This is a genomic window from Streptococcus mitis, from assembly GCF_901542415.1.
Classification (GTDB): Bacteria; Bacillota; Bacilli; order Lactobacillales; family Streptococcaceae; genus Streptococcus; species Streptococcus mitis_BL.
Window position 1 is genome coordinate 485,976 of the sequence record NZ_CABEHV010000004.1, and the last position, 14,123, is coordinate 500,098.

Annotated in this window: 14 protein-coding genes and 1 pseudogene; 1 reads left to right on the top strand and 14 read right to left on the bottom strand. The window is 38.9% G+C overall.

What is annotated here, in order from left to right; genetic code table 11:
* Positions 1-46 precede the first annotated feature (46 nt).
* The 3 genes from FQT24_RS02660 to FQT24_RS02675 form a co-directional block, all read right to left on the bottom strand.
* A complete protein-coding gene (locus FQT24_RS02660) occupies positions 47-250 on the bottom strand; it encodes an excisionase (RefSeq protein ID WP_000814511.1) in 204 nt (67 codons plus the stop codon).
* Between the two features lie 460 nt (positions 251-710).
* Positions 711-941: a helix-turn-helix domain-containing protein gene (locus FQT24_RS02670; protein ID WP_000857133.1), complete on the bottom strand. Its 231-nt coding sequence runs from the start codon at positions 939-941 to the stop codon at positions 711-713.
* Positions 938-1,360 carry a sigma-70 family RNA polymerase sigma factor gene (locus FQT24_RS02675; RefSeq protein WP_000804885.1) on the bottom strand — a complete coding sequence of 141 codons (423 nt, stop codon included), beginning with the start codon at positions 1,358-1,360 and terminating at the stop codon, positions 938-940. Before FQT24_RS02675 ends, FQT24_RS02670 begins: the two co-directional genes overlap by 4 nt.
* A gap of 504 nt (positions 1,361-1,864) precedes the next feature.
* Here FQT24_RS02675 and FQT24_RS02685 point away from each other — a divergent pair.
* Positions 1,865-2,218 (top strand): helix-turn-helix transcriptional regulator, encoded by a 354-nt coding sequence (locus FQT24_RS02685; protein WP_001227347.1) that lies wholly within the window; start codon positions 1,865-1,867, stop codon positions 2,216-2,218.
* Positions 2,219-2,277: 59 nt separating this feature from the next.
* Here FQT24_RS02685 and FQT24_RS02690 read toward each other — a convergent pair whose 3' ends face one another.
* The 11 genes and pseudogenes from FQT24_RS02690 to mobT all read right to left on the bottom strand — a co-directional run bounded on the left by FQT24_RS02690 (position 2,278) and on the right by mobT (position 13,962).
* Entirely contained in the window at positions 2,278-2,463 is a 186-nt protein-coding gene (locus FQT24_RS02690; protein ID WP_011058338.1) for a cysteine-rich KTR domain-containing protein, read from the bottom strand.
* Between the two features lie 100 nt (positions 2,464-2,563).
* Positions 2,564-4,483, bottom strand: coding sequence for a tetracycline resistance ribosomal protection protein Tet(M) (gene tet(M), locus FQT24_RS02695; RefSeq protein WP_000691727.1), 1,920 nt, complete (start codon positions 4,481-4,483; stop codon positions 2,564-2,566).
* Between the two features lie 15 nt (positions 4,484-4,498).
* A pseudogene (locus tag FQT24_RS11220) lies at positions 4,499-4,546 on the bottom strand (hypothetical protein); the annotation flags it as partial.
* Between the two features lie 313 nt (positions 4,547-4,859).
* Entirely contained in the window at positions 4,860-5,792 is a 933-nt protein-coding gene (locus FQT24_RS02710; protein ID WP_001224319.1) for a conjugal transfer protein, read from the bottom strand.
* Positions 5,789-6,790: a bifunctional lytic transglycosylase/C40 family peptidase gene (locus FQT24_RS02715; RefSeq protein WP_000769868.1), complete on the bottom strand. Its 1,002-nt coding sequence runs from the start codon at positions 6,788-6,790 to the stop codon at positions 5,789-5,791. The genes FQT24_RS02710 and FQT24_RS02715 overlap by 4 nt, the downstream gene beginning before the upstream one ends.
* A complete protein-coding gene (locus tag FQT24_RS02720; protein WP_143952096.1) occupies positions 6,787-8,964 on the bottom strand; it encodes a CD3337/EF1877 family mobilome membrane protein in 2,178 nt (725 codons plus the stop codon). The genes FQT24_RS02715 and FQT24_RS02720 overlap by 4 nt, the downstream gene beginning before the upstream one ends.
* A 2-nt stretch (positions 8,965-8,966) precedes the next feature.
* Positions 8,967-11,414 (bottom strand): conjugal transfer ATPase TcpF, encoded by a 2,448-nt coding sequence (tcpF, locus tag FQT24_RS02725; RefSeq protein WP_000331160.1) that lies wholly within the window; start codon positions 11,412-11,414, stop codon positions 8,967-8,969.
* Positions 11,398-11,790 (bottom strand): conjugal transfer protein, encoded by a 393-nt coding sequence (locus tag FQT24_RS02730; protein ID WP_000723888.1) that lies wholly within the window; start codon positions 11,788-11,790, stop codon positions 11,398-11,400. Before FQT24_RS02730 ends, tcpF begins: the two co-directional genes overlap by 17 nt.
* An 88-nt stretch (positions 11,791-11,878) precedes the next feature.
* Complete coding sequence (locus tag FQT24_RS02735) at positions 11,879-12,376, bottom strand: antirestriction protein ArdA (protein ID WP_000342539.1); 498 nt, start codon at positions 12,374-12,376, stop codon at positions 11,879-11,881.
* Between the two features lie 116 nt (positions 12,377-12,492).
* On the bottom strand, positions 12,493-12,714 hold the full coding sequence (locus tag FQT24_RS02740; RefSeq protein ID WP_001009056.1) for a hypothetical protein: 222 nt from the start codon (positions 12,712-12,714) through the stop codon (positions 12,493-12,495).
* A 42-nt stretch (positions 12,715-12,756) separates the two neighbouring features.
* Positions 12,757-13,962 (bottom strand): MobT family relaxase, encoded by a 1,206-nt coding sequence (mobT, locus tag FQT24_RS02745; RefSeq protein ID WP_000398284.1) that lies wholly within the window; start codon positions 13,960-13,962, stop codon positions 12,757-12,759.
* Positions 13,963-14,123: the final 161 nt, after the last annotated feature.

Below are 14,123 nucleotides of genomic sequence, written 5' to 3' on the forward strand. Positions count from 1 at the left end.
ATACGACTTAATACTATTTTATCATATACAAGACCCTTTGGCGACGCTAGATTGCGTCCAATGTATCTATAATTTTTTCAAATTGTTTTCGTTTAATCTGAATACGATTGCCATTCATAATCAGCCAATTTGCATTTTTATTTTCCTCTGCCAAGCGTCGTAGCTTGTTTTCGCCAATACGAAAATATTTTGACGCTTCTTCAATGGTTAGGGTATAACGTTCCCAAATAGGAATGTCAGTCTGCTTCATAAAATCCTCCTTTCCAAATCACTTATTTGGATTTCATAAAAGTTGTTTTACCAGCAATCGAACAGCTTTAGCAAAGCTCACGGGAGTTCCACCCCTGCATGGTTCTCATGTAGCCATACTCATTGCCTGCGACGGTTTTATCACGCTCGGACTATTGACTGTATGGGAGTATCATTATCACGATAAGAATGTCGTTGCAGGCAATCCTGCTAAAGATTGCTTCTCGGATCACTAACATGAATCGCTCGCTATCTTTATAAGATAGGTCATGGCGGTTAGTTCCGTTGGCTCTTTTCTTATCGAAACGTATTCGATTACTTTTATTCAGTTTTCAAAGAACAATGGCTCGTTAGCCTATCAAAACACATTGAAAGCTCAATATGCTTTGGTGGAATAACAAACCTCCCTGTTCGGGAAGCGTGGAATGGTTTAGCACGCTTCCACGAAAGGAGAGAGGATATTACTTAATTTCAAATGACAAAATCTTTGTAATCAGTCTGGTTTCCATTCTTCCACGTAAGACTTCATCAACGACCATACTTTGATTGCCATATTCATCTTTCATAAGTCGTAGGGAACGCTTCGTTATGTACCCTCTGTAATGATGTAGAATCTGGTTAATCGCTTCGGTATCGCCATCTGTTGCCTTTACAATGAGAGGAAAGGGAATCATAGGATATTGTGTTTTCATTCTTCAAATTCCTCCATAAACTTTTTAATTAAGGCTAGTCCACTGGTTCTATGCCGATAGACAGTAGAACGGTTCAATTTCAACAGGTCTGCAATTTCTGAATCGCTCATGTCCATAAAGTAAAACAGCAGTAGAATTTCACGTTTCTTGTCTGGCAACTCACGTAATGCTTCACTCAACAAATCATTTTCAACGCCTACTGATAACCCATTGAGTGTAAAAATCTGAAAGTCAGTTGAATAGTTATCTGTTGTCGCAAACTGGCTAACAAGATAATCGCCAACATCCGAAAAGGACACCTCACGCTTTGCAATCCTTGAAAGATAAAGCATATAATTCTTTCGCTCGTCTTCCATAGCACGTTTACAGATATAGTCAAACTGATTTTCTATTGTGGTCTGAAAAGAAGATGGTTTCATGTTTCTCACCCCCTTTCTGTCTAGGAAAGGAAGTGAGCCTTGCTCGTTTATCTCCTTTCACTCTTAGTCCCAATGTGAAAGGGGGATTTGTTGCATTACTGATAAATAAACTTTGTAAAAAAGTTCTGAATAGCCAAAAAAGCATATAAACAGATTTATTTCTCTGTTTACATGCTTCTGTTATTCTATCTATATGATTTATAAAACCACATTGGTGGACGTACTTATCTATTGCAGATAGACGACTTTTTTTGACAAGAACCCAATGTAAGGAAATTTATTGTATATGATGTACTTCATGGCGACGTTGACCTCCAACAAACCGCCATTTGGAAGTAATATACAATATTTTAACAGCGTAAATAGCACTACCATATAACGGTTTTTTTTATTGGCGTTTAGTAGTGCTTTTTATTAAATATAAACCTATAAACCATATAACACGTTTTTCTATACCTGTTTTTAATTCAGTAGGAACAATAAAATGTATAGAGGTGGTCTACTATGCGTAAAAAAGAAGATAAATATGATTTTAGAGCCTTTGGTTTAGCCATTAAAGAAGCTCGATTGAAACGAGGTTTAACTCGTGAACAAGTGGGAGCATTGATTGAAATTGACCCACGGTACTTAACTAATATTGAAAATAAAGGGCAACACCCCAGCATACAAGTTCTTTATGACCTTGTATCGTTACTTCATGTTTCCGTTGATGAATTTTTCTTACCTGCTAATAACTTGGTAAAAAGCACCCGACGATTACAGATAGAGAAATACATGGATAGCTTTACAGACAAAGAACTATCCTTAATGGAATCTTTAGCCAGCGGTATCAACGAAGCAAGAAACATCGAAGACTAATTAAAAGAATCCATACATAACGGAAAGAGCCGATAAAATGAGATTGTATTAATCTCATTTTATCGGCTCTGCGTCTTTGCGTCTGGCTCTGTAATCACAGTTACTTTGAACTGCTTTATTTCAATTAAATTTTCTTGTCTGCATTTCGGACAATAGAGGGGGAATTTTTTTAATTCAGTATCTTCCCTTATCTTTAATCGTGTTTTATTTCCACATACAGGACACAATATCCACTTGTAGTTTATAATAACTATCTCCTCCTTTACACTTTAATTCAAATCTTTATTAAAAAATATTTCATCTTATTTAACAAGAAACCATATTTATATAACAACATAAAATACACTAAGTTATTTTATTGAACATATATCGTACTTTATCTATCCGACTATTTGGACGACGGGGCTGGCAAACAGGTTCACCGGTAGTAACATGGTACCCTTTTAACTCTGTTAAACAAACACTACGTCCATTTGTAAAGAAAGTTAAATCACTACGATATTCTTGAATACACCGAGCAGGGATTTCTCCACTAAGAATGACCTCATTATTTTTCAATTGAGTGTCTACGATGTTCGCACAATATTTAGGAGCATCGTTGTATGCTCGTGAAAGATATTCCTGTGGCGCATAAATTTTAAAACTAAGATATGGCTCTAACAATTCTGTTCCAGCTTTTTTTAAGACTTGTTCCAATACAATAGGAGCAAGCATCCGAAAATCTGCTGGGGTACTAACAGGGCTATAGTATAAGCCATACTTAAAACAGATTTTACAATCCGTCACATTCCAACCATATAATCCTTGTTCGCAACCATAGCGTATCCCTTCCATAACTGCATTTTGAAATGATTGATTTAAGTATCCAAGAGAAACCGAGCTCTCATACTGCATTCCACTTCCCAACGGAAGCGGTGATACAGATAAACCAATGGAAGCCCAGAAAGGATTTGGCGGCACTTCGATGTGAATGGTATATTCTGCATTTTTTAACGGTCTCTCCATATAAATGACTGTAGGCTCTTTTAGTTCTATCTCCACATGATACTTTTCTTGCAACAGTGCACTAATCACTTCCATTTGTACTTTCCCTAAGAAAGAAAGTATAATTTCATGTGTCGTAGAATCCACGTAATATCGTAGAAGCGGATCACTATCTGAGATTTCCAAAAGGGCATCAAGCAACATTTCTCTCTGTTCAGGTTTACTCGGTTCAACAGTTGTTTGTAGTAGAGGGTGCGGATTTTCAATCTTTTTTCTCTGTGGCAATAGTTTTGTATCTCCAAGAACACTATTTAACTTCAAAAACTCATTTTGCAAAATAACAATTTCTCCAGAATAAGCTCTATCAATCTTACATAATTCACCATTTATTGAAGTATACATTTCTGTAACTTTTATTTTTTCTTTTTCTGATACTCTAACCGAATCTCGTAAATGTAGTACTCCACTATAAAGGCGTATATATGCAAGACGTTGTCTTTTTTTTGTATATTCAATTTTGAAAACATTTCCGCAAAGTTCAGACGGACCTCGATGTGTTGATGAATAAAATTTATTCGTAATCACTTCTATAAGGTTATCAATCCCTATATTGTTTTTTGCACTTCCGTGATAAACAGGGAACAGGGAACAATTATGAAATCTTATGCTTTCCTCTTGTTCGAGTTCCAATGCTTCTAATGATTTACCGGACATATATTTCTCTAAAAGGTCATCGTTTCCCTCTATTACCGTATCCCATTGTTCAGATTCGGTAAAGTTCGTCACACACATATTAGGATACAGTTCTACCTTCTGTTTGATTACAATTTCGGCAGAAAGTTTCTCTTTAATATCCTGATAAACCGTTGATAAATCAATTCCATTTTGGTCAATCTTATTGATAAAAAAGATTGTGGGAATCCCCATTTTCCTAAGTGCATGAAATAATATACGAGTTTGTGCTTGTACGCCATCTTTTGCAGAAATCAGTAGAATTGCCCCATCTAAAACTGATAATGAACGATATACTTCTGCTAAGAAATCCATATGTCCTGGCGTGTCTATGATGTTCACCTTCGTATTTTCCCACTGAAAAGAGGTTATTCCTGTCTGAATTGTAATTCCTCTCTGACGTTCTAAAAGCGTATTATCCGTCCTCGTTGTACCTTTGTCCACGCTTCCTAATTCTGTAATCGCTCCACTGTTATATAATAAGCTTTCTGTTAAGGTAGTTTTTCCTGCATCAACATGAGCTAAAACTCCAATATTAATAATTTTCATGTGATTTTCCTCCATTCAAAAACCCAAAAGGGCATAAAAATCCCAGTGATAAATACTTTTATCACTGGGATTTTTATGCATAACCATAGGTATACAAAGCATACAGATATTCTCTGGATACTTTAGAATCACATGATAAAGGTATTCTTAAACTGGGTACAAAAAACTAAGCCCTCCTAAAAAAGGACATCTAATTATTTGTTTCCGCTATCAAATTGACAGTTTATTTAAGAATACCTTGCCGCATATTTATTATCTCCTTTTAAATAGTCACTTAAATAATAGCACGTAAGAGCATATTTGTAAAGGAATCTCCAATTTTTTATCAAAAAGAGTACATGATTACAAAGTATCTGTAATCATGTACCAATATTTGTTATTTTACAATCTTCCAATTACTCCCGTTCTTTTCAAGTACCAAATCAAATTGAGATACCTGCGTTGCTTTGGTCTGCTGGTCGATATACTCCACTGTCAGCGATACCGTGACTTGATTATCCTTACGATTGTGAATAGGATTTACCAGTTCTTGAAAGATGTACTCTTTTCCGATTGGTTTTAATATCCCGTCATTCACATAGTAGGAAAGTTCACTGGCTGTCGCTGTAGGATAGAGCTTGAAGAACGTCGTTAAAAACTCATTGATTTCATTGGTTGTAATGGAATCAACCGTCCCCTCACTTTCAATGGCTTTTGGTTTATAACTTGATTTCTTAGGTATGTTGGTAATGGTCGGATTCTTAACCAGTACCATATTTCCAGAACCATCTACATAGACACTCACTATATAAGCAGAGTGGACGGTCTTTGTATTTTCTCCCTCTGTAATGAGCTGGTCTACACTGTAGGTTACATTAAACTCATTGTCGCCAGTTGGCTCTACCGTCCATATCTGAAATCCTCTTACAGAAGACGATACAGGAATATCTTTGCGTACTGTATCAACATTGAGAGCTTGAAGTTCATCTGTCAGATAGCCTTTTAGACTTTCCATTCGATTATCAATGGACTTATCGGATTGCTCCCATGAATAGTAGACTTTCGCAAAGTTCTCTACAAAATTTTCTACATGATGAGTATCAACGTATTCCTTTTCTATGATAGTTGTTTCGTGAATAGTATGAGTATCTATAGCTGTAAAGTGCTTGAATATCGCAAAGCTGAAACTAAGCCCTAAAAGTACCCACAAGGCAATCACAACCTTTTTATGAGGATTGACCTTATAGACACGAGGTTTCTTTTCCTTTGGTATCTGTTTTTCTTTATTCTGATTTTTTCTAAATTTCATCATTAAATCTTCCTTTCTCATTGTTTGATTCGTCCTGCTCCCACTAAATGCTGTTGCCAGTAGGGGCTTGTTAAGTCGGCATAACCGATTGGGTCGCCTGCATGAAACATACGGTTATTGCCAAGGTATATCCCAACATGAGTAATATAAGAGCCAGCGTTATAGGTAGAATGAAAGAAAACCAAATCGCCAGCTTGTGCTTCCGATAGTGGGATATGCTGGGTCACATCATATTGCTGTTGTGCGGTTCGTGGTAAGTTAATTCCAGCTTTTCCATACGTCCATTGTGTCAGTCCGCTACAATCAAAAGAAGTAGTCGGGGAAGCTCCACCGTAAACGTATCGCCAGCCCTCATATTTCAGTGCTTCGTCCATGATGGCTTGTACCGTATCATCATCAAACTCTGTTGTGACAAGATACTGCGTTACCAGTTGCACATAAAACATATTGCCATAGTTGTATCGCCAGCCCCCATTGATAGGTATGGCTATGGGATTGGGGTAAGACACTTTTTCGCCACCTGAATACTCTTTTGAGAAACTTTGAGCCAGTTCAAAGGTATATTTATTTCCACGATTAGCCACATACCCTAAGAAACCACCACCATAATTGTAGGACTGGATAACCGATTCTAAATCTACACTGAGCCTTTCGCTACTGGCTAATAATTCACTGAAATACTTCACACCTTGCTTAATGGATTCTTCTGTACTCAATGAATTAGGTGGAAGACCGAGGGATTCCGAGGACTGCATAACATCTTCCGCAGTACCGCCCGATTCCACCTGTATAATCGCAAGAAGTATGTTGACATATTCTTCAACGCCATATTCTTTGGCATATTTTTCTACCATAGGCTTATGAGCCAGCACTTCTGCGGAAACATTCACACCTCCATAATGAATATTGGAAATTCCGCTGTCCTGTTCATCTGAAAATAAAATGGCAACAAACAGAAGCAGTGAGAAGACCATCAAGAATAATCCAGAACCACCAATCACTAAAGTTTTCAACTTCATGGTTTCTTACCGACTTTCTTAATGGTGGCGGTTTTGATTGGTGGTCTACTTCTTGTATTTTGTAGTGGTACTCTTTGAACAGTAGACGGACGTTCTTTTGTGATTGGACGTTGTGAAGTTCTATCTGCTGTAGTGGTTGAAGTTGCTGGCTTTTGAACGGTTTTTTCTTGAACGGTATTGCCTTGGCGTTCCACTTTTGGACTTGAAAAATCGGACTTAACTGCTGGACGCTCTTGTTTGGCTTGTTGAGATTCCTTATATGAAGTATGAATATTAGACTGTTTTGAGGTCTGTTCATCATGATATTGTTCTTGTCTTGTAGTCGGTCTTTCATGAACAGAAGAAGCAGGCTGTTTTTTCTGTTTGACCTGTTCCATTTCAGAGCGACGCTTCGCAATGGTTTTTCGCCTTTGTTCCTGCTGTTCCTTGCGTCCACTGGCTCTGTCCGCTTTGGTTTGAGAAATACTACTGGTTAAATCACGGACATTCTCTTTTACTTTGGATTTTCCTTGATATACTGCATATCTTGCATTGGTCGGCAAATCTTTAACCTGTTCTTTCAAACCACTAGCAGTGTCTACCATTCTGTCTTTGGTATCAGCTACTGTACCGATGGTTTGACCGATACGTTTTCCAAGTGTTGATTTTTCCTTTCCGTCTGGTCGGGAGTGATCTGCTTGTGTCCTTGCAGAACTCCCCGAACCCGACTGTCCTTTTTTACCTGTAACAATGGCAGACCCAGCCCCTAGAGTAGTCATGGAACGTCCAAGTTTCCGCTGTAGACGGTGCATGTGAGCGTGCATAAGCATACGAGGTTTTCTCATCACACGACTTCCCACACTTTGAGAATCGTTACTCTGTAGAGAAAACATACTCATTAAATCGCCCAGCTTGAAGTAGATTCCTGCAAAGGTCACAATCTGTAGAAAAGCAATCAAAAAGAACGGATAACCAGCCGATAAGGTATAGAGCATGGTTGAAATACTAAATGCTGTCGTAATAATCAATGTGATTCCAGCTCGTGTCAAAATGGTATTAAAGAGCTTTGTTATGGCTCGTTTTGACATACCATCAAATGATGGAATCATGCTTAAAATAAAGCTCACAGGCAGAAACATAGCATAGATGATAAAAAGTACCTGCGAGAAAATCATGATTCCTGTTAATAGGAATACAAATATGGAAATCCCAATATTGAAGACAAATAGGAAGAAGACTGTACCTAAACGGTTAATGGTCTTTGTAATGGTTAGATTGGTATTGCTTCTGTCTTCAATTTCTTCCGCAACAATTTTTTCTCTGTCTTCGCCATTGTTGGAATCTGGGCTGGTGGAGAGCAGGCTTTCCACACGGTCAATACCGATACTTTCAATGTCTGAACTGTTGTATTGAAGCAGTAGCCACGGTTGCTGAACCTGTATGGAAAACAGGCTATCTCTGATTAAGTCCACGCTGTCCTTGCCTTGACTATCGGAATGGGGCATGACAATCTTCGTGCCAAGTGATAAACTGGCATTACTGATGTCTGATGAAAAGTCATTGATTTTTTTAATGTAGTCGGGAGCGTAGGCAATAAAGGAAGCCGATAGGATAAACACCAGCACAAAATTCATAATGGCATGAATTGCCTTTGTGGTTTCTCTCTTTATCAGTCCCGTATAGGCAACATAAACCCCAAGAACCAAAATCAAGAGTAAGAGGAATCCAACATAGAAACCCTCTGTTGAAAATCCGTTTGCACTCACACCAGCTAAGGTCTGCATATTCTTACCAATGGAATCTGCTGTAGCGGAAATGAAGTCTAAGGAATAGGCTTCCTGTACTAAGTAACCTGTCGCATTGGAAACATACAAACTGATTGTCCAAATAAAATTGGTAATGGCATATAGTCCATACATGACCTGTTTTCCAATCCCGTCCGACCAGTTCCACGGAAGCCAGCCCCAGCTATTATCCACATAAAAATCCAGTTGATAGTTTTCAAGTGGGTATCGGCTGTATTCATTTGCCACATTGACCGTATCATCTACCAAGCCCGCAGCTTGAACCACCGTTCCCAGCATGGCTAAAAGAAAAATGGCAATCACAAGTGTGAAAGCCACTGTCATTGCCACTTTACCTAGACGTTTCAGCGTCCAGTTTGATTTTATTCTGTTTACTATTGATGGTTTCACATTTACACCTCTTTTCGCACAGGTGGTCTGGTATCAAAGGCATGGAGCAGTTCTTCAAATACAGGGTGGAACTGTATCACACCGACACGACCATATAAATCACTGATAAGGCATTGCCCGTTTTCCAAATCACGCAATCGCTTCTGATTGTTTTCGTCCTCTGGGTCTACACCAAAAAAGGCTAAGGTCTTTTTAATCTCGTTAAGGTCAGTGGAACGAAATGCAAATTTTAAGCCGAGGTTATTTTTCAGTTTTTCATCTAAGAGGTCGTCTGTATTTTGGGTCACGAAATATACCCCAGCGTTCATAGCACGACCAGCCCGAACCAGCTTCATAGATAGTGTTTTTCCTTGTGCTACCTGTAAAAAGCTCCATGCTTCGTCTAAATCTACAATCTTGAAAATGCTTCGGTCTGTATGGATAAAGTCTAAAGCAAAGGTACTAATGACAATCAGCATAGCAACGGATAAAAGCTCCATAGTGGTATATTCCTCAAAGGAAGTTTCCTTGTCGGGAAGTACCAAGTCCGCAACCTGTATAATGTTCAGTTGTTTTTCTAAGCTGATAGACTGCTCCACATAACCATTACTGAATAATAAATGTGCAAAGTCATAGTCTGTAAAACTTTCGATATGGTCGGCTATACTGGTACTTAGTGGCGTATTCTCAACCCGTAATTCCTCAATCACTTTCATCAACCCTCGTACTTCACTATTGGTTACTGCACGAATGGCTTTTCTAAGGATTGGGAAGCGTTCCCCATCACGAGAGGAAATCCCCGTAAGGAATGTCAGAATATCAATAGCCAGTGATTCAGAATCTTTGGGATTTTTCATAATCACATAAGGGTCAAGTAAGCCTTTGTTTTTCTCATCAGAAGTCAGAGTGACGATATTGATTTCATGGGAAATCTCTGGCAAGGTTTCTTTCCATCTGCCACGTTCTGCTTTTGGGTCTACAATCACTGCTTGTGCCCCATAAAGCACCGCATAATAGACGATAAGGTTATTCGCAAAGGATTTACCACCACCCAGCGAACCAACAAAAGCCGACGCTAACGCATTGGTTACTGAACCCTTAACCCCTTGACTGGCAAGAGCAGGTTTCAGATAGACATTGCGTCCAGTATCTAAGCTGTAGCCAACATAAATCCCCTCATTTTCCCCCAGCATTTGAGTAGCACCAAAACCTAAACCAGCGAGGAAATCAGAGGTCACGTATTGAATATAATCATTCATATAACGCTTGCTGGCAGGTAAAAATTCTTCATGTAAGCCGAGCATATCCCCAAATGGTCGTACCAGTTTTACGCTTAAATCGTCATAAAAATCTTTCACTTCATTACAACGACGTTTGAGTTCGTCAAGATCATTTGCTGATACCCTTACCACATAAGACAGCTTGTACATAGATTCCTTGCTTTGGTCTAAATTGGTTTCCAGCTCATTCACACTTTCCAGAGCTTCCGCCACATTGGAGCTGGTTTCATTATCACTTTGCCAAGCGTGGTTATCCAAGTCTTTCAGTTCTTTCTTTTTATTGCGGACAGTAGATAGGGCTTTACGATTCGCTACAATTTCCACATTCATTGACGTATCAATCGGGAATGTAAATTGCTGTTGCTGGTAGTAGAAGATTTCAGAGGACGGGAAGTCCAGTTCTCCGACAATGCTGTTAATGGTAAAGTAAGCTACATAGACGGTTTCATCTTCCTGCTGGATTTTCAAATATCGCTGTTTTTCTTCCACCAAACAGCGAGTAGGCTTAATCAAGTCATAGTATTTAATCAGCGTTTCATTATCCAGCTTTTTCTTTGATAGATGGTACTCATACTCTTCATAGGCAGTGCCTGTCTGTCCGTAAAGGTGTTCAATCAGATAGCCGAAGTCGTCCTTATCTAACCTGCGGATTTTGAAACGACGAGAGATTTTATTTTCTAAGAGCTTTTCCATCTTCTGAAAACGCAGGATTTCATCATTACTCATACTAACAAAATCGCCCATCAGCTTATGGTTCACATCATAGACAAAATCAGACAAAGCATTTTTTGCTTCAACGGTAAGACTTTTCATAGAAAACTCCTGATCGTTGAGAAGCAACTTAAAGCCGATAAAGAAACGGTAGTTCACTTGATTTTCGCCAATCATGGATATTAAAGCGTCTGTCTGTTGGTCGATTTTGTCATAGGCAACCGCTTTGAGCTTGCCAGTGACTTCATTTTTGGAACGCTCTTGTGCAGAACGTATGCTGGATTCTGTACTGATTTGTAAAGCATGAATTTTGCCATCACGATTTTGTGCGATAAGCTGTCTGAAAGAATCATGCACTTGTATTTTCTGTTCTGGACTTAGAAATGAGTAATTGTAAGGAACAAGCTCATAGTAAGCATAACATTCCCCGTCTTTATTCCAGACGAGATTGTTTTCAATGTATTTAATTGGATATGCCATAAAATTCACTCCTAACTGCTGTAATGGCTTCTTGTGGCTGGTTTCTGCCAAGCGTTACTTTTTTTCCTGCATAGGTCAGCTTTGGTCGCAGTGCATAAGCAATGACAGACTTCAAAAATCCATAAGGCTTTTTACCATCAAAAGTTTTTGTAGACATAAACCATGTGAAAGCCACAGGAATCCCAAAGTATTTGAGAAATGCTCCCTCTATCATGGAAAGAGGGGGCAAGTTGCCAAGTATCATCACTGCAAAGAGTGACACGACAAACCATGTCATTTGCGTAAAGGTTATGGGAAACGGAAGTCTAAAATCATTGATAGAATACAGTACCTTTTCCACAGACCAGATACTGGTATAGCTTCGTATTTTCTTCATGTAATCAATCCTTTCATAAAAAATAGGGGTAGCTGATTGAGCCACCCCGTAAAATAGAAAATCTGCCAGTAGTAATGTACCGACAGATTTAATAGACGATTTCAAAAATCCCATGATTGGTTGAGATAAACGTTCCTGAAAGGTCTAAATCCCGACCATAGGCTTGATAATCAATATAGTTTTGAAGACTAGCTGGTACTTCGCCTAAAGCACCCGTTTCTTCAATGTAGTAGCGTGCCACGTCATACATATCATCACAATCGGAATGAATGATAATATCCTCTTGATGTTCGCTTAGTTCTTCAATGCTTGAAAAATGAGTGAGCAGAGCAGATAGCTCCGATTGTAATTCTTCGGGTAATTCCGATACCATTTCCCATAGTCGATTGAGTTCGCCAATGGAAGTGTATTCGTCAACCGTAAAGGGTAACTCGTAGTCATGAATGGCGTATTCCTCATATTCATCATTCAAGCCGATTTTCTCTTTGACTTCCTCAAAGTCAATGGGAAAGGTAAACCACGCACCGACCAATTCGCCCTCATTGTATTTGCCTAAATTCGCAATATAGACTTGCATATCGTCCATATATTCACGTCCTTTCTTTGTAGAGATTCAAAAATCCCTACCGCACTTCGTTTGGTGTACCATTCCTTTGCGGAACATAAGAAAACCACTTATATTCCACAAAAGAACGGTTTTATTTAAGCACCAATAATGCGATTGAATAGCTCTAGTAAAATGTCTTTTACTCCAGCAGCGTTGAAGACTAAGCCAACCGCAATAATCGCAATAATTAAAAAGCCAATCAGTTTGCTAAACTCACGCTTGAAGCCAAGATACAAGCCAATCACAACGATTGCTAAAAGCACCAGTGATTGAGCGTTTGATAGAAACCAGTTATAAAGGTTTTGTCCAAAATTCATAAAAATGTTCTCCTCTCTATATTCAATGAATTTGTATTTGAGTTATTTTTTTGTTGTTATCACGTCCTGTTCTTTTACTGACTGTTGCTTCAAAATCTGCTTGTGTCGGTCTGTCAGTTTCGCATGGTCGAGAATGTCTTTTACAACCTGCGTCTGGTTGATTTCATCAAGTTTAATCGCAACCTTTAAGGTCGGGGCAACTTGATGAGATAGCCAGTTCAGCGTCCTTTGGAAGGAGTAAGGCTCTGGTTTTGTGGTTAGTTTTAATCGTTCACGATTGTTCCCAATAAACCAAGCCCATTCTTCATTCAGTTTCCAATCAGAACGAGGTTTGGAATCGTCTTTATCTACAAAACGGATATACCGATTGATAATTTTAAAGGCGGTATGCTCTGGATTGTCATAGACGAGTAAATCACGGACTGCATAATAGGCACGCTCATTTTTCAATCGAATCTCAAAACGGTTTTTTACTTCTGCGTCTTCAATGGGAATATCATTTTTCTTGTACTGCTCGTAGTCCTTTTCATAGATACAGAAATAAACTTCACTTTGTAATGAACCGATATAGAGGGTGTTTCCCATACATTCCTTTTCCTCTTTGCGTACCAGTTCGCCACTGCGATAGCTTTTAAAACTGCGGAAGACGGAGATACATTCTTCCTGTTGGCACTTTTCAGTGAGTACAGGGATATTTAAAATCCCTGTCTTATCGTTAATGGCAAGGTCAAGGCGTTTCATCACACCGCCAGCCACCAAAACGTCCATAAAGAACTCATACCAGCTTCTTTGTTGTGCCAGAAGATAGCTTTCAAATTGTCTGCACCCACGACCTTTCAATTCCACCAGAACTCCTTTGTCCAGTTCATGGGAGCAAAGGACGAATATGTCGCCTAAAGCATAATGCTCTGAATAAGAATAGAAACCATAGTCCTCATGAAGAAAATAGGACAGTTTCAGTTGTAAGATGTTTTCGACCACCTGCTGTACGTCTGTTGTCGGAAAGCGAATTCTTACATAATCAAACAGCATTTCAAGGGGAGCGTCGGGATTGAAGCGTTCCAGAGCTTCCCAAAGGGACTGCTGTAAATCCTCTGATGGCTTGACTTTTCCTGTTTCAATATCGCTTAGATACTGCCTTGTAATACCAGTCGCAACAGCTAAACGGTTTTGAGATAGTCCATAAGCCAAGCGTTTTTCTTTTAAATGCTGTAACCAAGTTTGTTCATTCAGTAAAAATCCCTCCAATCAAAAAGGCGTATGTCAACTTTTAAAGCCCATTTGACATACGCTGAAATTTTGTAAATCCCTTGTAACCAAAGGATTTTCTAATGTTTTTTTGACTGTTTCCTGTCGATTTGTACCCCCCTGTTAGATACGGGGGGTTAAGTGCTGGCGTGGCTATTGCC